Here is a 22566-nt window from a genome sequence, read left to right as displayed (position 1 = left end):
AGGTCGCTATTTGTATTGGTCGTCTCATAATGAAATAAGAGGTTTGTTTAAGTTAATTGTTGTGATTGGATATCATCACAGGTTGTTATACACATCGGTGGCAGGGGTACCCCTAAGATTATTCAACTTTTTTTTAAAAATTCTTGGATTGGCAGATTATTTCGTCTAAGAAGCAGGGGCTTCGTTAAAACCTCTTAACAATAGCAATGCCGCCGTAGTCAACGGCGGCATTGCTTGGCTTTCGCTCATCGGGGATTCGCGTCTGCCCAAGGGAGTTTCGAAGCTAAACTTCTTTTACCAATTTAGAACTACATGTCAACTAATTGAGCTATTGCTTCTGTTTTGGGAGTCCTAAAAGGTGGTATATCTCCTGAATTCAACAATGACTCTTTGGAGTGCTTGATATCATCTGGAGTCATAAAATTGGGTAAAATTACATCTCTTAATAGTGAGTGTGGAAAAGATGTAAGCTGCTTTGTAATTCTGCCATTAAAACCTGCTAGGTAAATATGTTCCATGCCCATCCATCCTTCACCAATTAACATTATTTTTCTGCCATCCGGCGACCACGAAGCAGAATGATCGGTACGAGTATTATCCGTTAACTGTCGAATTTTATTTGTCCTGGGATAAGTAACAAATATCTCTTTATCACCATCACGGTCACTGGTAAATGCTATTTTAAGCCCGTCCGGGGACCAGTCAGGCGCAACGTCCTCTGCCGCATTATTAGTAATGTTCTGCTGATTAGATCCATCCTTGTTCATTATGAAAACCTCGTGATTACCGTCAACAATGCGACTAAAAGCTATCTTAGTACCATCAGGAGACCAATCCGGCTGCCGGTCATTACCTCCTGTTGTAACTTGTTTGAGCAATCCATCTGTAGTTTCAAACGTCCAAATATTGCCATCTTTGCTAAATACTATTTTACTTTTATTTATTGTTTGATCAAGAAAAAGATCAGGGGCATTTAAGGTTTTTACTTCAGAACCATCCTTCATAAGACTATATAATACTGGACCTTTACGGCTGTCGATGAGGTAAACGAATTTGTTCTTCCACGGTGTATCTGGCATTGCATTACACTGAAGCCTCAATGTCACAGAAGTAGTATCATAACTATAAATATTAATACTGCGATTAGTATTTATAGACTTACATTTTTCTGAATGATTTGCTACTCCTAACTTATAAGTCCCTTCACGAAGAGGATTAAGAAAAAAGGTAGTTGTTAATTTACGTTTTTGACTAGATACTCCAGTTTTATGTGTTTGTACTGAAACTGTAATTTTGGCGATACCTGTTCTAGAATGATATACTTCCATATTAGAACAAATATTATAACCCCATCCTGCTACTAACAACAGTAACACCGCAAGTAATCCGAAAGGTTGTATCAGCTTTTTCATAATACTATGTGCATTAGGTTTTAAAATGATCATTACTCAGATCATCTACTTGTTATACACATAAATCCCTGCCCTACCCCTAACGGATCTGCAATATTTTCAACACTTATGAAAAATATTGGAACAGACACTTTATGTTACTGAAGTGTACAAACAGTTTATGTATTTTATTCTCGTATCAATCCTGATGATTTTAAATATAAATTTGTACATTATTATCACTGTTTTTTAACAACCTCAACTGTTAATGACTATTCCTCTTGGTCTTTCTCTCATATTACTATCCGTAGCTTCTTCAAAAGACAAGGAGTTAGACAGCACTGCATTAGCTCGGCAAATTAGGAAAGGTAACCACCAGGCTTTTCGAACTTTTTTTGATAAACATTACGATTCCCTGCTTCGCTTTCTTGTCAGCAAAAATACTACTAAAGAAGCTGCTGAGGATCTCATCCAAAAAGCATTTATTTATATCTGGGAAAATCGGCAATCCATCGATCCCGAAAAATCACTGCGGTCATATATATTCAGAATTGCATACACGCGCATGCTTAATCACCATCGGGATAACAAAAAATTTAACACAGAAGAGCCTATTCCCCAGCAACAGACAAACCTGACACCGGAAGATTCTGCCCAAAAATCTGATCTGGAAGAAGCCATCGACAAAGCTATTGATGCAATGCCCGAAAAAAGAGGAACAGTATTTTCGCTCTGTTTTATAGAAGACCTGACCTATAAAGAAGCCGCCCAAACACTCGAAGTTAGTCCCAAGACTATTGAGAATCACATGGGCCTAGCCCTAAAGGATATTCGCAAATCATTAGAAAATTTCCGGTAACCTCTTTAGGGGTACCCCCACTTTTCATGTGTACTATAATGTTTAGACATACATAAAAGACAACAATAATCCCATGCAATTACATTATCTCACCTATTTTTGGCTATTAATTCTTGTTTTCGTCAGCGGTTGTACGCTCGAAGTTTCTGATAGCAGTACTGATAATGCCATTACTGAATCGGATTTATTGGCCGCACGCCAAATTATCGGTGAAACTATATCAAGTGATAACAGCGGTGTTGTGCTGAGTATCAACGATGCCCTTACGATAATTGCCCAAACCGGTACCTCTCCATCAGCCCCTATTGCATATGCTAAAGATCGCAGCGGAATCGGCAATGAATCTGACATACAAACCGGCTTTAACCAACAGTCAGGTATATTTACGGTGTCTTTTCAACGAGAGGTTCAAGATCCGCTGTTTAGCAAATCAATTGTCAGTAAGCTTATTTATTTATACCAAAACAAAAACGGGGATATTGTTGCTAACCCGAATCAAAATATGAGTGCCGTTTCTTCTATTCAGTACACTGCAAATCATGATGGGGAGATACAAACACTCCGTAAACAATCATCTTTTATTTCGGATGATTCCCTGTTTATTTCAGGATTTGAATCAGGACAATCGAAGTCAATTGATGGGGTGCACAACAGAGGCGGCTCCGTTCAGTTTAAACCTTTTACCGACAATACAATACAACGATTTTACGACTTGCGTATTCGATTTTTGAATATTACGTCTCCCAAACAATTAAGCAGCGATGGACAAACCCCAAATATAGCATTAAACGGCAATATGGCATTTGAACTTGAACTCCGCTCAACGGAAGGCTCAACAACGAACCGGACATCAATAAGCGGTACGCTAGAACATAACGGGGACGGGACAGCTCTTTTACGATTCAAGAATAATCCTGAGCTATATCTTGTTGACCTTAAAAATGGAGAAAGTGTAAACCTGAATGAAGCGTTCAAAGGACAAGTGCTATCAGTAGATATCAACCAACAAAGTGTTTCTCTGGCCAGCGGTATTACTGTTTATATTAATGAAAATACGACATTCGAAAACCGCGATTTCAGCACATTGCAATCCGTTAAAAATAGCCTTTCAAATAATGAACCTATCTATACAAAAGGCGAAGGAACAGTTGACAATAATAAATTTATAGCCTCTTCCATTAATTTTGAAGTAGGCCAGCCTCAACTTGTTAGCCGAAAGGAAATTTTAGAATTTGAAGAAATTGTAAGCGAAACCAATCCCGTTGATTCATCTTTCCGGCTTGCAAACCAAGTAACGGTACAGCTCATAGACAGCACACAAGTAAATGAAAATGGCGATTATACTTCTCTGAACCAGTTAAAAGATGCCCTACAACGAGATATTACTGTAATTGCAGAAGGGAGAGCAATGCCTAGTAATAGTCGGTTATTAATCCCGGATACAGAAGGGGTAACATTTAAACGTATTGGCAATAGTAATTAATCTTAGTAATATTAACTGAGTAATGGATAACCAACTACCACATAACGATCCCGATTTAAAACGTGCCCGCTCTATTCGCAAAGCGAAGCAGGACAATAAGTCTCTGGAGGATTCCGACGATTCCATTCTTCAACAGCTACAGGAATATCAAGACATTAAACACGGGAAGGTACTCACATCCGACAAAGAAAAAGTCTGGCATAATATTTCCTCAGAAATTAGTGACCAGAGCAGCACCCCCGTCACTCCTCTTTTTAGCTCGTCAACGATGAAATGGGCTGTCGCTGCAGTTCTAATTTTAGGAGCCTTTATCAGTTATGTTATTTTTCAACCTCAACAGCCAGAACTGGTAGCTTCAAGCCAACAATCTATTAAGACCGTAACGCTTGGCGACGGTAGCTCTGTCACTCTTCGCCCACATTCAAAACTGTACGGCGTTAACAAACCAAACACCAGACAGTATCAACTAGAAGGTGAAGGTTTTTTTGAAGTTACCCACAATCCCAATCGTCCTTTTGCTGTAGAAACATCTTCGGGAACGGTAAACGTGCTGGGAACAACATTTATGCTCAGCTCTTGGGGACAAAAAATGCAGGTATATCTTAAAGAAGGCTCAGTACAGGTTAAAGCCTCAGAACAAGACAGTGCTGTTGTTCTTGAACCAGGCGAATCCGCTTCTGTTACAAATACAAAAGCCATACCTTCGGTACAATTGGCTAATGCCCAAGAGTTCACGGACTGGATGAACCAACAAATGGTCTTTAGTGATAAATCTGCCAGGCAAGTTGTAGCAGAATTAGAGCAACAGTTTAATATATCAATATCACTGCCTAAGGAGGTTACACAAAATAAATTATCGGGTGCACTTTCGCTGAACAATCTGTCCAAAGCACTTAATGATCTGGAACTGGTGTTAAATGGAAAATTTGTTAAAATGGGAGAACAAAGCTACCGCTTTGAAGGTAATTCGCAATAACAATCATGAGCAATAAAAAAATACTGCGCAAGGGGGTTTGTGTTCTATTTGTATTTATCTTTATGGCAAACTATGCCATCCAAGCCCAATATAACTATCAAGAAGAGCCACTGCTGCAGATTATCAATAATATTGAACAACAAACGTCTTATCGTTTTCTATACCGTGATGCACTAATAGCAGATATTACACTCAGCATAGAAAATAGTGATAATATATTCTCTGATTTACAAACAGCCCTGCTCGCTAAAGGCATTCAACTAAAAGTTGACCGGCAGCGAAAGCAAGCCATTATTTATCAACAGAACGATAATTCTTCTCACAAAGTTAGTATTCGCGGACAAGTAGTTGATGCTCAAACCGGTGAACGGCTTCCCTATGCCACTATAACCTGGAAACAGAATGGACAAACAAAGGGAACTTCCACGAATGAAAGCGGATCTTTTACGATAGATCGCACCTTTTTATCTGAATCTGTGGACATCAGCTGCTCGTATATAGGATATAACTCTAATAAAATTACACTGGATTTTTCTGAGTCGAACAACATTCAAAATCTTACTTTCCGGCTTAATCCAGAGCGAATAGATGGAAATCAACTTGTTGTAACCGGCTCCAATTATTACAGTAATCTTAATAAACAGGCTTCAAACCTTGTAGATATTGGTACTTTTAGTGTATTCGGTGAAACTAATAGCCTGCGCGCCCTGCAAACACTGCCTTCCGTATCACCATCCACAGCTGTAAGCGATGGTCTAAATGTACGAGGCAGCCCTTCTGATGGCTTTCGGGTACTTGTTGATGGTATTACTATTTACAACCAAAGTCACCTTTTTGGCCTTGTTGACAGTTTTAACGGTGATATTCTGCAGCGTAGCGGCTTTTTCTATGATATAGCTCCTGCCAATGTTCAAGCTCCACCCGGAGGAACACTGTCTCTTCTGACCAAAACAGGATCGCTCAAAGAATTTTCAGGTTCTGCCGGACTCAGCAATTCGTCCGCCCGCCTAACTTTGGAAGGTCCCATAAAAAAAGGGCGCAGCAGCTGGCTTATTTCAGGCAGAAAATCATACCTGAATACTATTGACTGGCTAAATAATTCTGAGCTCATAAGCCATGGACTAAATGTTGACCGCGACCACAGTATCCTCAATGACGGCTTAATTGATTTACAGTCACGGTTAGTTCGCCCAGGCAAAACAGATGCTTCATTTTTTGATCTGCATGGCAAACTCTACTTTGAAAACAAGAATGGCAACCGGTTAATCATCACCGGATATTTTGGAGGTGATAATACCCGTCAAAATGCAGAACGATTATTTCGAAATTTTTCCACATCCGTCGGAAACACCTTTGCTTATGAATCTGTTGCTGCTGAAAATGACTGGCAAAACGGGGCTGCTACCATCCAGTACCAACAATGGTTCAACGACAATTTATATAGTACTTCAACCCTTGGTACTAGTATTTACAGCACTTCTTTTTTAAAGGATGATTTTACCTACACGCGCGTTACGCCGGCCACACAATCACTGCAAAGCTTCGTTTATCTGTTCGAGAACAAAAGCGTGCTTAACCAATTTAAAGCCGAACAACAACTTGAGCTAAATGCCAATCCCTGGCTCCTTACAGGAGGTGTTTCTTATAACTACTATTTGAGCGAATATTACGAAAATTCGTTTGACCGTCCGGGCTATTTTACCTCTCGAGAATCGCATAAACTGGATACCTATCTACAACTCGATTTTACCGGGTGGGATCCTATCGATATTTTCGGTGGTACAAGGGCTCATTATTTTAGTAACGGACAGTACCTAAAATGGTCGCCCCGTATAAAATTCAATCTTTTTCCTGATTCCAGACTATCTTTTAGCGGTGGTTTCAGCCGCAACTATCAGTTCCTGAACCAGATAAAAATAAGTAACACCGTTACTTCTGATGTATGGATTTTATCCGGTGAGAATCAGAAACCCACGTCCGTAAACTATTTCTCAGCGGGCAGCTACTTTGATATTTCTAATCACTTTTATGCACAAGTAGAAACCTATTACAAAAGGTTCGAAAATTTACGACTACATGAGGTGAACACCTTTTCACTCAGCAACACCTTTAACACGAATCCTTTTTATAGTGATAACCAAGGTGAAGCCAAAGGGATAGAATTTTTACTGCGCTCACAGTGGTCTGTTTTCACTTTATCGCAAACGTTTACAATTTCTGAGATGGTAATATCAAACCCATCTATTAATAACGGGGAGCCATTTTATGCCGATTGGGATCGTACCTATAGATACAATGCTACGCTGGCTACCCAACCGCTTCCCAATTTTTCGCTATATCTTTCATGGATATATGCCAGCGGACGCCCCAACAAGCTTGCAACCTTTGGCCCTCAAAACAATGATCGACTCAATAAATATCAACGCACTGATATCTCTGCCGAATACAAACGTAAGTTTGAGTCACTACAACTTATGATTTCGGCTTCGGTATTTAACGTGATGGACCGACAAAACCCATGGTATCGAAAACTCAATATTGCCGTTGATAAAAATACAACTCCCAGCCAGTTTCGCCGAGCTTCGGTTGACGTTTATGATATTGGATTCCAACCCTCGATTAATATCCGCGTAAAATTTTAGCAACTAGAAGATTTATACTCCTTCATATAAAAAGCCCGTCTATAACTAGTAACTAGACGGGCTTTTATATTTTTAAAGAAGGAATTTTTCTTGATCATTTTCGAATTTATATCCGGTGAACTTCAGATTCAAATAACTAAAAATAAAACATAAGTCCACCGGTTAGCACATTACCGCTGTAATCTGTGTTCTGAAAGTTCGACTGGTTGTCATTAGGATTTAAGAATAAATATCGATAATCAACATTAAGTGCCACATTTGAACTAATAGGCAGCTCCACACCAAAACCGAGATGGTATCCAACATTGAATTCGTTCTCAGTATTGTTACTTATGGGGCCATCGGCATCATAAATAGTATAGTATCCCCCCAAGCCGGCAATACCATAAGGCGCAAAACTTTCACTCACCGGCAAAAATAACAACGCAGAAGCTGTTACCGGTACAAATTTAGTCTTAAAGGTTTGGCCAGCCAAGGAGTACTCCTGACCAGCGCGATACTCTATAGAGCCCTCCAAACCTAGTACCGTACCCAATCGAATGCGTGTTTGCAGACCAAAATAAAAATTACCTTCGTCTGCATCGTTTGCCTTATAGAATCCCACACGGGGACCTAATCCAATAGTATTTTCAATTCCTTTACCTTCGGATGAATTTTGTGCTTGTGATAGAAAAGGAACAAATAAAAATAACAGAAATGGCAGTAGAATTAGTTTTCTCATAATGAAGTTATTTAATTGTCATTAACTTCATTCCGTAGGTTCAACGGCAATATTTTGTTCCAAAATTGTTGCAGGCTTTGCATCTTCCCTTTTACTTTATCACAAGTCAGTTTATTTAAAAAGAGAGGACTATACTAGAGTTTTGGAATTTCATTGCACTACATGTTCTCGAGATGACTAAATATACCGTACCAAGAAAGCTCTACTGATTACTGATATGATAGCGAATAAGCTCTTCAATGGCAGGTAATTCTTCCTCACGTTGTTCAATGAGCCGTTGGACCTCATCTATTTCTACACCTGTATCTTTTAGTCTGATGAGCTCTTCTTTGGTAACATCAGTATACCCTAAATCATGTAAATTGCTGGTATAATAAGCTGTAACGCCATGCTGACGCAACTCCACCAACTCATCAACCGTCAATGTGTATCCCAGCTCTTTCATCATCGCCGTAAACGTAGAAGATACATCATTTTGGCTTAGCTGTACCACCTGGTCCAGTGTTAGGTCGGTGTACCCCAAATCATGCATACGCGAGATGAAAGTGGCTGTTACTCCTTGTTCGCGCAAGTCAATAAGTTCTTGTCGACTCAGATCGGTGTATCCCATTTCCTCCATCCAGCTGCCCATACCCTGCAGTAAATCTTCATCAGGTTCATTAACCCAGCTTTGGACGTCATCAAAAGAGGTATTGACAGACGGGATTGATCCTACGAGTGTAAATCCTGAGTAAAGCAGAAAGCTACTAAGAAAGCCAACAAAAAGTGCATTTTTTAGCCACTTTGGAGCAGAAAGACCAGAGAAAAACAATCCTCGAGATTGTCTCCCTTGCATCATTGATCGAGAGATAAGTTCTCCCTCTTCCAGCGATTTTAACTCGTCTTTCAGCTTCTGAAATTTGGCCGCCATGGTAATGTATATTTGTGATAATTCACAAATACATATTACGAAACTTTAGACGAAAAGATACAACAAATTTTACTTACGACGCCAGGTCGAAAGAGTCACTAAGTTCAGCAAGCGTAACCGGCTTAGCCAAAAACTCAATGTACTCACTTGGATCAACATCGGCACTTTTTAGCATATCGGTGTTGCCCGATACAAAAATAACCGAGATGTCATGTTTTTCTCGAATTATCTTTGTCGCTTCGATACCGTTGATTTCTCCATCCAACCGGATATCCATTAAAATAATATCAGGACTATGTTCTTCTGCCGCATCGATGGCTTCTTCTCCAGATGTTACTTTATGAACAACCGTATGTCCTAAATTATCAACCATACGCTCCACTAATAGAGAGATAATTGACTCGTCTTCGACTATTAATACGTTCTTCTTACTCATATATGATACCTTGTATATTTTGGGAGTTGCCTTGGACGTTTATTAACCTAAAGAGCTATTGAATATCTTGCCTGTTATAGTATAGGGGCAATGGGGCAATAATGAAACAGTTAAACATTAGAGTTAATTAATGTTTAATTATTAAATTTAACAAGTGTAATTTACCCATTTGTAATTTTTTAAGTATAATAAGCAAAAACTTATTTAATACAATAATGGATGGAGAAACTTTAACAACTATTTTTCTGGTGGGGGGAATCGTTTTTATGATTCTCGAAACCTTTATTCCGGGCGGAGTCTCTTTTTTCCTGGGCGTAAGCGGGCTGCTAGTTGCAGGGCTCCGGTGGATGGGCATTGTTGCAAGTCCGCTCACATCAGTCATCACATGGCTGTTTACCTCCGTTGGGCTCATTTTAGCCATGCGTCCCCTGTTGATGAAATACTGGGGTGGCGAGAGTAACTACAAACTGGCCAATGAAGATATAGAAGCAATGGACCAAGTTGTGGATGTCATTGAACCGGTTAACGCAAAGGATCAATCCGGACGGGTACGCTTTCAGGGGATTTCCTGGCAGGCTAAAACACTGGAAGGCGAAATACCGGCCGGGGCTAAAGCAAAAATCCGGTACCGCGATAATGTAACCTGGATTGTAGAGCCGGTAAATGATATTGAACAATAACTTTTTTCAAGACACAAACATAAAGACAGCGGGATGGAACAAATACTGATCACTAAATAGAGTGCTTTATCCAATCTGAATTATCATAGACTTTTATTCAAAAAAGCTTTCAACACTAACTATTAAATAACACTGCCATGTGGACTTTTTTTCTTATCGTTATTGCCATTGGCGTTTTCTTGTTTACCAAAGTGTTCATCATCGTTGAGATGCGCGAAGAGGTTATTCAAGAACGGCTGGGCAAATATGTTAAAACACTAAAACCGGGGCTGCATTTTTTGATCCCCTTTGTAGATCAACCGGCCTACCGGCAAGAAATGCGCGAACAAGTCATCGACGTGCCTAGCCAAACGTGTATCACCAAAGATAATATCGAAGTAGAGGTAGACGGCTTGGTCTATGTTAAGGTAATGGATTCGCACAAAGCCAGTTATGGCATCGGCAATTACAAACGGGCAGCTATAAATCTGGCCCAAACGACCATGCGCAGTGAGATCGGTAAAATTACACTCGACGACACCTTTTCGGAACGTGAGCATATGAATGAAAATATTGTTCGCGAAATTGACAAAGCCTCCGATCCCTGGGGTATAAAAGTACTACGATATGAAATAAGAAACATTCGCCCCTCGGATAATCTCATCAACACCTTGGAAAAACAGATGGAGGCTGAGCGTGACAAGCGCGCAGAAATTACTAAGTCTACCGGTACACGCGACTTCAAAATAAATGAATCGCAAGGCGAACGACAGGAAGCCATTTTGCTCTCCGAAGCCCAGCGGCAAAAACGTATCAACGAAGCAAAAGGACAAGCAAAAGAAATTAAACTTATCGCCAAAGCTACTTCTAAAGGCATCAAGCGAGTATCGGAGGCTATCCAAAAACCGGGTGGAGACCTAGCCGTAAAAACCCAACTTATTGAACAGTTTATTGAGCAGCTGGGTAACGTCATCGATCGATCCAATGTATCTGTGCTACCTACCGAAACTGCCAACTTAAAAACCTTTTTTGAAGGTGTAGGCAAAGTTAGCGACCATACTCCAACCTCAGCAACTTCTAATCCTCAGGGAGGCCAACAATGATTGAGACCATAAGCCAAATCGTACTCGGACTTTTAAGTATTTACATATTATATAAATTTATACAATCCATTCAACTGGTGCCTACACAACGTGCATATATTGTAGAACGGCTCGGAAATTACCATAAAACGCTGGGGCCGGGATTTCATGCCCTTATTCCCTTTTTTGACCAAGTCAAATATCGACAGGACTTGCGTGAAGAAACTATTGAAGTACAGCCGCAGGAATGCTTTACCAAAGATAATGTAAAAGTAGAAGTGGACGGTGTCATCTACCTAGCCGTGATCGATCCTGTAAATGCCAGTTACGGCATTACCGACTACCGTTTTGCTGCCGTGCAGCTTGCCCAGACGACTACCCGCTCTATCGTCGGCACAATGAATCTGGATGATACCTTCGAAGATCGCGCCATTATCAATAAAGAAGTGGTTAAAGTGCTTAGTGAGATGGAGCAGGCTTGGGGCATTCGGGTGATGCGTTATGAAATCAAGAATATTTATACTCCCAAGACCATCCAAAATGCAATGGAGCGCCAAATGACCGCCGAGCGCGAACGCCGCGCCACTATTGCAAAGTCTGAAGGTATCATGCAATCTACCATTAACGATGCCGAGGGAGAGAAAAAAGAAATTATTAACGTGTCGGAGGGAGAAATGCAGCGGCGTATTAATGAAGCTGAAGGTGTAGCTGAAGAGATTACCGAACTAGCTGAAGCTACCGCCGTTTCTATCGAAGAGATCGCGGATGCGCTTTCCAATGATAAAGGTAAAGAAGCGATGCAAATGCGTCTGGCTGAAAAATATATTGGCCAGCTTTCTAAACTGGCCGATGACAGCAACGACATTATCATCCCTACAGATATCACCAACTATGATGACATGATTAAGGGCTTGTCATTAGACAAGATCTCGATTATTCCCGATGAGGAAAAGAAATAGACTGCGGATAATTACTTTCCCCACAACCAAATGATGACGGCCAAAATAGCGAGCAGTCCGAACCAAACGCCAAGGGCTATCTTTGTGGCCCGTTTAGCATTTTCGGCCTCCCACCACGTGCGTGGCCGTACACCTTGGATAAGAAAGGTTAAAATTCCGGCCAAGTTGATGCAAATAAAGTTTGTAAGAGTTAAAATAATAGATCCCACTGCCAGAGTATTATATCCCGAGCCATAAAGCAGTCCCACATTCACCAGCGGGGGTAGCAGTGCTACTGCCACCATCACACCCACAATAGTTGCCGGAACGCCCCGGGTAAAAGCCAGTACGCCTGCGCTTCCCGCCGCCATGGCAATGGTTATATCCCCTAAGCTTACAATAGTGCGATTGTAAATTTGCTGTGATTCCGGATCCACATGCAAAATAAATCCCATAATAAACGCCACGGCTAATGCTGACACCACCCCTGCCCCGTTTGCCTTTAGTGAGCGCCAACCCAGCTCCACATCACCCAGCGTTGCCGCCAATGCCATCGAAACATTAGGTCCCAGCAACGGCGCAATAACCATGGCCCCAATAATTACTGCAACATCACCGCGGACCAACCCCACCCCGGCAACCAAAGTTGACAGTACAACCATAGCTACGTATACCCAATTTAGTTCACTGCCGCTGGTAACATCGGCATAAAGTTCTTCCCGGCTAATGCGTCCGACCAAGGATTCTTCCTCTTCGGCCTGCTCGTCTTCTTCCTCAATTTCGGGCTGGGGCAGTGTTGCCTGTACCGTAAAGAGCATAATTCTGAACCCTTCCTCGTCAGCGAATTTTCCGGTAAGGGTATCTGTAAGGGCCTCCGTTTTATCAGCATCAACTAACACTCGCAAAATAGCACAACCGTCCTCAAGATTATCGGACCATACGCCCATTACATTTTTCTCTTCCACAATGGGACGGGCCTTTTGTACCGTTTCCGGCGAAGCCGTGAGTTCCAGCATTCGATAAGTCATAGACGACCATTAAGGTTTTTGATAATTTTTCACAGGGTACAAAGGATTGGGAAAAGAAAAAAATGTACTGCCAGAAATTTAATGTAATATCACAACATTATGCTTATCAGCAATACATTTTATAACTATCTGTATATTATTTTATCGCTTTTATAAACTTTTTTAACCTATCAGTAGATAACAAGTACACTATAATATATCATGCAAATCTTCTTATCGAGATATTTATTGTGCTGAACCCAATCCTGACAGTTAAAAGAATTCGAGCTAAAGGGAATTATCAAAACTAAACCAAAGTGATCTTTACAAACGGGGCCAAGGAATCTGAAGTGATGGCAGATACTTTAGAAGAAGCTTACATAATTCAGTGGCCATATGCCTTCAAAAGAAAATGACAGATTCATTACCTTTAGCTGATAGTTCGACAGAAATATTAGAAGTACTACGGGACAAGATAAAAACCAGGGAAGCTAATGATATGGAACCGATCAAGCTTGATATGACAAGCGATCCATTACCCAACAAGCAATTTGATTTGGTTTATACGATATGACCCTCCATCACATTCCCGATACACAACTCATCCTCACGCAGTTTATGAGCTGCTAAATTCTGGCGGACACCTTTGCGTAGCTGACCTTGATAAAGAAGATGGCTCCTTTCACGGTCATGATGCTGAAGATGTCCATAAAGGCTTTGACCAGAAGAAACTAGCAGGGGTAGCGGAGAAACAGGGTTTTATAAATATCAGCTTTTCTACAGCCTATAAAATGGAACGAGAGGTGAATGAAAGCGACGAAACTAAACTTTTCCCAATTTTCCTAATGGTTGCTCAAAAGGAATAACCCGATTGGTTCCTTGGAGTATATTCAACTAGGTATGCACAAATAATAAAGGCAGCCTTAAAACAGGCTGCCTTTAAATATTATGGGACTTTTTAAACACTTACGGTTCTACAAAAGAACCATTAGTATTTATACTATTTACTTCAGATCAAAACGATCCAGTTTCATCACTTTGGTCCATGCATCTACAAAGTCCTCAACGAACTTCTCTTCAGCATCATCAGCTGCGTAAGCTTCAGAAAGAGCACGCAACTCAGAATGCGATCCAAAGATCAAGTCAACACGAGTAGCTGTCCATTTAACATCTCCGGTGTCACGATCTCGGACTTCAAAAAGCATTTTTTCATCCGAAGTCGGCTCCGTAGTGTAATTCATATCAAGCAGATTCGCGAAGAAATCATTGGTCAACGTTTCGGGTTGATCAGTAAAGACGCCGTGATCAGAATCGTCGAAGTTAGTATTCAGCACACGCATTCCGCCTACAAGTACCGTCATTTCAGGTGGCGTAAGCGAGAGCAATTGTGCTTTATCAACCAACAATTCTTCTGGTTTTGCTTTACGCTCACCGCTGTAGTAATTACGGAATCCGTCAGCATCAGGTTTGAGCCATTCAAATGATTCCTCATCTGTTTGCTCTGGCTTAGCATCATTACGTCCCGGAGTAAAAGGTACGTCGACCTCATGACCGGCATCTTTAGCTGCCTTTTCAATAGCAGCAGCACCACCGAGAACGATCAGATCCGCAAGTGAAATACGCTTATTATCTGATTGAGCATTATTAAATTCTTCCTGAATACCCTCAAGCACTTCAAGTGCCTTGGCTAGTTGTTCAGGATTATTCACTTCCCAGTCTTTCTGTGGAGCAAGTCGAATGCGAGCACCATTGGCACCGCCCCGCTTGTCAGAATCGCGATAAGTTGAAGCCGAGGCCCATGCTGTTTTAACAAGCTCCGATACGGTTAGATCAGTATCAAGGATCTTGCCTTTAAGTTCTTCGATATCCTTCTCATCGACCAGCTCATAATCAACTTCGGGGATGGGATCTTGCCAAATCAGATCTTCTTCGGGGACTTCAGGTCCAACATACCGAGATTTAGGGCCCATATCGCGGTGAATAAGCTTAAACCATGCACGTGCATAGGCATCTGCAAATTCATCAGGATTTTCATAGAATCGCTTTGAAATTTTCTTGTACTCCGGATCTGCTTTCAGAGCAAGATCTGTGGTCAACATCATCGGAGCATTTTTCTTATCCGAATCATGGGCATCGGGAACAGTACCCTCTCCTTCCCCATCTTTTGGCTGCCACTGATATGCGCCTGCAGGACTTTTTGTTAGCTCCCACTCATACTCAAAGAGATTTTCAAAAAAGCCCATATCCCATTGCGTAGGATTATTCGTCCATGCTCCTTCCTCACCGTCGGTAATGGTATCTCCGGCTTTCCCTGAACCATAGTCACTCATCCAGCCAAAGCCTTGCTCTTCGATGTCAGCTGCTTCTGGTTCTGGTCCTTTATGTTCTAAGGGACCGGCACCGTGAGTCTTACCAAAGGTGTGTCCGCCGGCAATAAGCGCAACTGTTTCTTCGTCATTCATTGCCATGCGTGAAAACGATTGTCGAATAAAGTGCGCTGATTTTTCGGGATCCGGTTCTCCATTCGGTCCTTCGGGGTTAACATAGATCAATCCCATATGGTCAGCAGCGAGGGGACCTTGTAAATTACCTTCTTCATCATGACGTTCATTATCCAACCATTCTTCTTCGGAACCCCAGTTAACAGAAGTATCAGGCTCCCAGTCATCTTCACGTCCACCGGCAAAACCAAATGTTTCAAAACCCATTGATTCCATCGCAACGTTACCGGCCAGTACTAACAAATCTGCCCATGATAGTTTGCGACCATATTTTTTCTTGATAGGCCAAAGCAAGCGACGCGCCTTGTCTAAGTTGGCATTGTCTGGCCAACTGTTAAGAGGTGCAAAACGTTGTTGCCCTCCGGCGGCTCCACCACGACCATCTGCAACACGATAAGTACCTGCAGCATGCCACGACATTCTGATAAAGAGACCACCATAGTGTCCCCAATCGGCAGGCCACCAGTCTTTAGAATCAGTCATGAGGTCGTTAAGATCCTGCTTAACGGCCTCAAAATCTAGTTTTTGAAATTCTTCTGCGTAATCAAAATCCTCATCCAGTGGGTTATCCTCCGATGAATGCTGGCGCAACATATCTACATTTAATCTTTCAGGCCACCATTTATCGAGTTTTGTACCACTGGCATCGGTTTCATTTGGATCCCCATTATGAAATGGGCATTTGCTTTCATTACTGCTTGACGTATTCTCTGTTTTATCTTTATCCATACAACGCTTGGTTTATCAGTTTCTATTCTTTCTAAAGTAAAAGTAATCAAATGATTTAATGATATAAATTAATCCTTAATAGATAATTATTATCACCTAGATTCCATTTGATTATAATGCTTAGTTAAAAGAGTATAACTTGACTGCGGGAATATCACTATAGTCAAACTAGTTAATATTACAAAAGCCCGAGCAAATACTTCTTATCAGGATGAGCAACACCTTTTGAAGTCGGCCTAGCTGAACCAAAGTACAATGAAATCCAAATAATGATATTAATTGCAGGAGACCTATAGAAGACTGCAAAATAAAAAAGCCCGACCTTGTCCCGGTCGGGCTCTAACATCATTGTGGAGGTGCGGGGAGTCGAACCCCGGTCCGAAATGGTATATCGTTCAAGTACCTACATGCATAGTTACCGAATTTAGGTTCGCCTGCAGGAACGCTCGGTAACAAACAACTGCAGACTATTCCGCATAAATTTTACATGGCACTTGGCGGAAGACAAGATACCATGCTATCCTATCATAGTCGGCGTTGCAACGGCACTGATAGGCAAGAAGCCGAAGCAACGGCAAAGCTGCGTTACGCAGCTAAGCTATAAGAATAGTTGTTGTCAACTACATTTAATGCAGAATGATTTTTATACGAGTGTCATTGCGCAAACTCGGCATGCAACCTGCGATTCTACTCACTCCGTCGAATCCGGTACACCCCCAAATTTTCAAAGAACTTTTCCCTTCTCAGCAATTAGATAATATAACAATTTTTATGCGAGATATCATTCCATCTTGTTCACTGATTTCTTGTCGCCAGTTACTATATAACCTGATGGTGATAGAACAATATTTTAGTTAGGAAATATAGTTTCAGTGGTCTTACTAAAAGATCTAGATCACCACTTCCTCAGCGGGCTCCCGCAGATTGTAATTCGAGCTCATCACATGTCCATAGGCTCCGGCATTTGCCAATAAAACTACATCTCCCTCCTCAGACTCTGGAAACATGCGATCAATACCCAGTTTATCTCCCGACTCACAAATGGGACCCACAATATTTACGCTCTGATTTGAAGGCTGATCAAGTTTTGAAAGATTTACAATAGTATGCCGTGCTCCGTACAGTGCCGGACGAATAAAAGAATTCATCCCCGTTTCAACACCCACATAGCGGACGTCCCCTTTTCCTTTAAGCTGCGTAACTTTGGTCAGCAATACTCCTGCGGCAGCTACCAGGTACCGCCCCGGCTCTACCCAAAGCTCATACTGGGGGTGTGCTTCCTTGAATTCGTTTAAGGACTTATTCACTTCTGAAATACCCAGCAACGACTGCGAATCATTTTCGGGAATCCCAAAGCCACCGCCCAGATCCAGAATTTGTACTCCGCCTAGTTCCTTGGCCACGCGGTGCAATGCTACGGCTGTGTCCTTCCAGGAATGGGGATCTTTGATACCGCTTCCAATATGAGCATGCAGGCCTTTGACAGTAATATTCAAATCGGCAACAAGATCTACAACTTCAGGTACCTCAAAGCGGGGAATCCCGAACTTGGAATGCACGCCCCCGGTTTTTACATGTTCGTGGTGACCGTGTCCGTGACCGGGATCGATTCTCAAAAACACGGTTTCATCCTTAAATAATAACGGCCACTGCTGTAATGGATAAATGTTATCCAGCGTAACATTAACACCCAATGACAACCCCTTTTCATATTCCGACCTGGGAGCAAAATTAGGGGTAAATAATATATTTTGGGGATCTATATCAGGGAACAGTTCCAATATTTTGTGCACCTCACCGATAGATACACATTCAAACCCCAGTCCCAGATCGCGAAATGTATTAAGCAATTCAGTATTATCATTAGCTTTCATTGCGTAAAGCGTACGGTCAACAGCATCAAGCGACTGGATTTTCTGGGCATATTTTTGGGCCGCTTGAGGATTATATACATAGGCCGAAGCCGACTCATCAGCAATCTCCAACAAACGATCCCTCTTTTGAACCCACCAACGGTCTTCAACCGTTTCCTCTTCTTGTTCGTCCCCCATAAGCTGCGGCCATGATGCCCCAAACGACTGCTGGTTAGAAGACTGCAAAATCACCTGTTCATGCAGCTGACGCACAAGCCGCTCGGCCTGTTCAGTTTCAACTACAAAAGTAAAGTTCAAGTCGTTAGCAGCCTGACTAACCAGATATACTTGGTGCTCCTGAAACACCTCGAAAGAAGGTCCCAGCTGATGAAGGATTGTACGAATATGTCGCCCCATCAAGCTTACAGCTGATACCGACTCAATCACATCTACCTGGCAAAATTCTTTTAATTCTTCTACAAACTGATCGCGTATATCTGCAAAATGATCATTAAGTCCGGGATCAAGCGATACCGTCACATTTGATTGCGATGTTGATACCAAGTCGATGGATAGTCCATACTGTTTGAATGTTTCAAAAGCATCTGCAAGAAAACCAACCTCTTGCCACATCCCCAGTGAGTTCATACTTACCAGTGTTACATCGTCCCGAACGGCCAGTGCTTTCACCAAGGCCTCATCACTGGCTGCATCCGCTGAAATAACGGTTCCCTCCAGCTCGGGATGCTCAGTGCATCGCACGTGCAGCGGAATCTGATGCTTCCGCACAGGCATAATACTTCGGGGATGCAGGATATTAGCTCCATTCGTGGCAATCTCTTGTGCTTCGGCGTAGCTAAGGTGCTTCAACAACCGCGCAGATGGTACTGCATGCGGATTGGCAGAAAACAAGCCCGGAACGTCAGTCCACACTTCTAGCCGATCAGCTCCAATTTTGGCAGCAAAATAAGCTGCAGACACATCCGATCCACCGCGTCCCAGCGTTACCGTTTTCCCTTCGTTATCACTACCGATAAATCCCTGAGTTACCACCAGTGAACCGGCCTCTTCTATAGCCGAAGCAACGTGAGGATCAGTGTCGGTACTGCTCACGGCCGAAAGAATTTGTGCTCGTTCGCTCACATTCTTCTGCGGAATTGTTTTAATATGATTGCGGGCATCTAGCCATATGGCTTCTCCTAATTCTTTTTGCAGATAGGCAGCACCGAGCTTCGTAGCCATCAGTTCTCCCATAGCCAGCAGCCGTGCCTGTACCCGGTAGCTGGCTTCACCAATCAGCTCAATGCCTTTTACAATATGTTCCAATTCCTGAAAATCATCTTCCAGCAAATCTTCAGCATTTAATCCCAGATCATCTGCTAATGAAATGTGCCGCTCTATGATCGAAGAAAGAAGCGGATCGAAATTACCTTGTGAAGCTTTTTCTATAATGGCCTGCAACTTGTTGGAAATACCGCTAAGCGCAGAATGAACAAGGCAAACGTTATATCCCTCTGATTGTTTTTGCTTTACTACAGAGACAATATTTTGCCAGTTTGAAAGGCTGGAGACACTTGTGCCACCAAACTTCAGAACAATAAAATTCCCAGAACGTTTAGTCATGTTTAGCTAAAGATTAATTATTTGAATAAGCTAAAATATATGCAGCTGTAATCATTTTTTTGAATTTTTATTACATAATTTTGCACCTGGTTTTATCACCATTATTATCAATCTTCATTTTTTCATCTACTCTTCAATATTCATTATCATGAATTCCTTTATCTATGAGAACGGATCTGTATAAATAAGGAATTATATTCATGAGAAATATTCTGCTGATACTTATTACATTTAGCTTTGTTTGTGGATATCACTTTGCAGCTACCGCTCAGCAAACTGAAAAATTCAAACTAGCCCGCATTAAATATCGCGGTGGAGGTGACTGGTACAATGACCCATCTTCGCTCAAAAACCTGGCAGAATTCGCATCCCAACAGGTAACTATTGCCATTAATCCTGAATATGACGATGTGGCCCTGGGCAGTAGCAATCTCTCTGATTATCCGTTTGCCTTTCTCACAGGTCACGGCAATATAAAAGTTAATGAAGCTGAAATCTCTAATTTGCGTACGTACTTAAATCGCGGTGGATTTCTCTATATTGATGATGATTATGGACTTGATGAACATCTAAAAAAAATGCTAACCCAACTGTACCCCAATGAAGAGTTAGTTGAACTGCCTTTTAACCATTCTATTTACCATCAGGTATATGACTTTCCTGAAGGACTTCCTAAAATTCACAAACATGATGGTAAAACACCGCAGGGATTGGGTCTCTTCCACAAGGGGAGATTGGTCATCTTTTACACTTATGAGACTAATCTTGCAGATGGCTGGGCAAATCCGAAAGTACATAATGACCCCGCCGCTGTACGGCAGAAAGCCCTGCAAATGGGTACCAATATCTTGATTTATGCGCTCACCCACGGTCGTTAGAACTTTACTTGTGCTATCCTCTATCCCATCCTAGGATACAATTTAGTTTTAGTTTCGATTCATCTTTTTGTGTTATCCTTTTTTTCAAGATATTTGAACTGTTATTTCATACTCAAACTACTAACTATGATTATTCCCATTGCCAGCGACCATGCGGGCTTCGAAGCCAAAGAAAAAGTAAAAAACATCCTAGAAGATCTCGGTCACATGCCGGTTGATTTTGGAACCCGCTCTGATGATTCTGTAGATTATCCGGATTTTGCAGTGCTCGTAGCAGAAAAAATTGATGAGGGTGATCAAGATTTGGGAATTCTCATTTGCGGAAGCGGTCAGGGTATGTGTATGACAGCCAATAAATTTCCCAATGTTCGGGCGGCGCTGGTTTATGATGATCATTCAGCAGAGATGACCCGTCAACACAATAATGCCAATGTCCTGTGTTTACCAGGACGAGAACTTAATGATGAAGAGCTTAGAAAAATTGTCACCACTTGGCTGCAAACCGATTTTGACGGCGGACGCCACGAACGACGCGTCAATAAAATCCACGACTTAACAGAAAATAAATAAGCATTCATGCAATCACTTTCGGAACAAGATTCGACCATTTTCAATCTCCTGTCTGATGAAAAGGAGCGTCAAAACAATAATTTAGAACTTATCGCTTCCGAAAATTTTGCTTCTCGAGCAGTCATTGAAGCAATGGGATCAACCCCTACCAACAAATATGCCGAAGGGTTACCGGGCAAACGTTATTACGGGGGGTGCGAAGTGGTTGACAAGATTGAAGAAGTAGCTCGTGAGCGTGCTAAAAAACTTTTTGGCGCAGAGTGGGTAAACGTACAGCCCCATTCAGGTGCACAGGCTAATGCTGCCGTGTACCTTGCATTTATGGAACCCGGTGATACGCTATTGGGATTAGACCTCTCCCACGGCGGACACTTGACACATGGATCGCCTGTTAATTTTTCAGGGATTTTATACAACTCTGAATTTTACGGCGTGGATAAAGATACAGGCCGTATTGACCTTGATGAAGTCCGAAAAAAAGCCAAAGAAGTACAGCCAAAGCTTATCTCTATTGGTGCGTCAGCCTATCCGCGTGACTTCAACTACAAAGCTTTCCGCGAAATTGCCGATGAAGTAGGGGCTTACCTCTGGATGGATATGGCACACACTGCCGGCCTGATCGCTACCGGATTGCTAAATAATCCCCTGCCGCACTGCCACGTTGTTACGACCACTACTCATAAGACATTGCGCGGACCCCGCGGGGGGATGATACTACTTGGTGAAGACGGCAAAAATACACTTGGCGTTGAGGCACGAAAATCGGGACGCACTAAACAGTGGAGTGAAGTGCTCGACTCAGCAGTCTTTCCCGGTACGCAGGGCGGGCCCTTGATGCACGTAATTGCTGCCAAGGCCGTGTCGTTTGAAGAAGCATTACAAGATGATTTCACTGCCTACCAACAACAGGTACAACAAAATACGCAAGCTATGGGTGACAAATTTATGCAGATGGACTATGACCTTGTCAGCAATGGTTCCGATAACCATCTTGTTCTCATTGATCTTCGCAACAAAGGACTGACGGGTAAAGTAGCCGAAGAAGCACTTGAAAAAGCAAAAATTACCCTTAACAAAAACATGGTTCCCTTTGATACTGAAAGTCCGTTTGTAACTTCGGGTATTCGTATAGGAGCACCGGCCATGACCACTCGTGGTTTTGGCAAAGAAGAGTTTGAACGAGTAGCCGAGCTGATTGATCAGGTGCTACAAGATCCTGAAGACGAAAATGTAATCAACAAAACAAAAAATGAAGTTGAAAATATGTGTGATCGATTTCCACTTTATGATTTTGTAACAGCTTAATAA

The 22566-nt window shown here is 42.0% G+C and carries 18 protein-coding genes and 1 other RNA gene; 11 read left to right on the top strand and 8 right to left on the bottom strand.

Annotated elements, in window-relative coordinates; genetic code table 11:
- Window positions 1-308 precede the first annotated feature (308 nt).
- Window positions 309-1412, bottom strand: coding sequence for a TolB family protein (locus LX73_RS13070; RefSeq protein ID WP_211359415.1), 1104 nt, complete (start codon window positions 1410-1412; stop codon window positions 309-311).
- A gap of 247 nt (window positions 1413-1659) precedes the next feature.
- On the opposite strand from LX73_RS13070, the gene LX73_RS10665 reads away from it, so the two are divergent.
- The 4 genes from LX73_RS10665 to LX73_RS10650 all read left to right on the top strand — a co-directional run bounded on the left by LX73_RS10665 (window position 1660) and on the right by LX73_RS10650 (window position 7351).
- Window positions 1660-2250, top strand: coding sequence for an RNA polymerase sigma factor (locus LX73_RS10665; protein ID WP_148899486.1), 591 nt, complete (start codon window positions 1660-1662; stop codon window positions 2248-2250).
- A 73-nt stretch (window positions 2251-2323) separates the two neighbouring features.
- Window positions 2324-3733, top strand: coding sequence for a hypothetical protein (locus LX73_RS10660; RefSeq protein ID WP_148899485.1), 1410 nt, complete (start codon window positions 2324-2326; stop codon window positions 3731-3733).
- A 22-nt stretch (window positions 3734-3755) separates the two neighbouring features.
- Window positions 3756-4709 (top strand): FecR family protein, encoded by a 954-nt coding sequence (locus LX73_RS10655; RefSeq protein ID WP_148899484.1) that lies wholly within the window; start codon window positions 3756-3758, stop codon window positions 4707-4709.
- A gap of 5 nt (window positions 4710-4714) precedes the next feature.
- Entirely contained in the window at window positions 4715-7351 is a 2637-nt protein-coding gene (locus tag LX73_RS10650) for a TonB-dependent receptor (RefSeq protein WP_148899483.1), read from the top strand.
- A gap of 136 nt (window positions 7352-7487) precedes the next feature.
- On the opposite strand, the gene LX73_RS10645 is transcribed toward LX73_RS10650, so the two are convergent.
- From LX73_RS10645 to LX73_RS10635, 3 genes are all read right to left on the bottom strand, one after another.
- Complete coding sequence (locus LX73_RS10645; protein WP_148899482.1) at window positions 7488-8072, bottom strand: outer membrane protein; 585 nt, start codon at window positions 8070-8072, stop codon at window positions 7488-7490.
- Window positions 8073-8274: 202 nt separating this feature from the next.
- Window positions 8275-8982 carry a hypothetical protein gene (locus LX73_RS10640; protein ID WP_148899481.1) on the bottom strand — a complete coding sequence of 236 codons (708 nt, stop codon included), beginning with the start codon at window positions 8980-8982 and terminating at the stop codon, window positions 8275-8277.
- 73 nt (window positions 8983-9055) lie between these two features.
- Complete coding sequence (locus LX73_RS10635) at window positions 9056-9418, bottom strand: response regulator (RefSeq protein ID WP_148899480.1); 363 nt, start codon at window positions 9416-9418, stop codon at window positions 9056-9058.
- 215 nt (window positions 9419-9633) lie between these two features.
- Here LX73_RS10635 and LX73_RS10630 point away from each other — a divergent pair, with 215 nt between their 5' ends.
- The 3 genes from LX73_RS10630 (at window position 9634) to LX73_RS10620 (ending at window position 12118) form a co-directional block, all read left to right on the top strand.
- Entirely contained in the window at window positions 9634-10098 is a 465-nt protein-coding gene (locus LX73_RS10630) for an NfeD family protein (protein WP_148899479.1), read from the top strand.
- A 137-nt stretch (window positions 10099-10235) separates the two neighbouring features.
- Complete coding sequence (locus tag LX73_RS10625; RefSeq protein WP_148899478.1) at window positions 10236-11180, top strand: SPFH domain-containing protein; 945 nt, start codon at window positions 10236-10238, stop codon at window positions 11178-11180.
- On the top strand, window positions 11177-12118 hold the full coding sequence (locus tag LX73_RS10620; RefSeq protein WP_148899477.1) for an SPFH domain-containing protein: 942 nt from the start codon (window positions 11177-11179) through the stop codon (window positions 12116-12118). The genes LX73_RS10625 and LX73_RS10620 overlap by 4 nt, the downstream gene beginning before the upstream one ends.
- Window positions 12119-12129: 11 nt before the next feature.
- On the opposite strand, the gene LX73_RS10615 is transcribed toward LX73_RS10620, so the two are convergent.
- Window positions 12130-13125: a TIGR00341 family protein gene (locus LX73_RS10615; RefSeq protein ID WP_148899476.1), complete on the bottom strand. Its 996-nt coding sequence runs from the start codon at window positions 13123-13125 to the stop codon at window positions 12130-12132.
- A gap of 530 nt (window positions 13126-13655) precedes the next feature.
- Here LX73_RS10615 and LX73_RS10610 point away from each other — a divergent pair.
- Complete coding sequence (locus LX73_RS10610) at window positions 13656-13970, top strand: hypothetical protein (protein WP_148899475.1); 315 nt, start codon at window positions 13656-13658, stop codon at window positions 13968-13970.
- Between the two features lie 138 nt (window positions 13971-14108).
- Here LX73_RS10610 and katG read toward each other — a convergent pair whose 3' ends face one another.
- The 3 genes from katG to LX73_RS10595 all read right to left on the bottom strand — a co-directional run bounded on the left by katG (window position 14109) and on the right by LX73_RS10595 (window position 19810).
- A complete protein-coding gene (katG, locus tag LX73_RS10605) occupies window positions 14109-16334 on the bottom strand; it encodes a catalase/peroxidase HPI (protein WP_148899474.1) in 2226 nt (741 codons plus the stop codon).
- Window positions 16335-16682: 348 nt separating this feature from the next.
- Window positions 16683-17052: a transfer-messenger RNA gene (ssrA, locus tag LX73_RS10600) on the bottom strand.
- Between the two features lie 172 nt (window positions 17053-17224).
- Complete coding sequence (locus LX73_RS10595) at window positions 17225-19810, bottom strand: bifunctional aspartate kinase/diaminopimelate decarboxylase (RefSeq protein ID WP_148899473.1); 2586 nt, start codon at window positions 19808-19810, stop codon at window positions 17225-17227.
- 200 nt (window positions 19811-20010) lie between these two features.
- Here LX73_RS10595 and LX73_RS10590 point away from each other — a divergent pair, with 200 nt between their 5' ends.
- From LX73_RS10590 to LX73_RS10580, 3 genes are all read left to right on the top strand, one after another.
- Window positions 20011-20688, top strand: coding sequence for a DUF4159 domain-containing protein (locus LX73_RS10590; protein ID WP_148899472.1), 678 nt, complete (start codon window positions 20011-20013; stop codon window positions 20686-20688).
- A 126-nt stretch (window positions 20689-20814) separates the two neighbouring features.
- Entirely contained in the window at window positions 20815-21258 is a 444-nt protein-coding gene (rpiB, locus tag LX73_RS10585; protein WP_148899471.1) for a ribose 5-phosphate isomerase B, read from the top strand.
- 6 nt (window positions 21259-21264) lie between these two features.
- Window positions 21265-22563: a serine hydroxymethyltransferase gene (locus LX73_RS10580; RefSeq protein WP_148899470.1), complete on the top strand. Its 1299-nt coding sequence runs from the start codon at window positions 21265-21267 to the stop codon at window positions 22561-22563.
- Window positions 22564-22566: the final 3 nt, after the last annotated feature.

It is taken from the genome of Fodinibius salinus (assembly GCF_008124865.1).
GTDB classification, from domain to species: Bacteria; Bacteroidota; Rhodothermia; order Balneolales; family Balneolaceae; genus Fodinibius; species Fodinibius salinus.
This window is presented reverse-complemented; position numbering and strand designations above follow the sequence as displayed.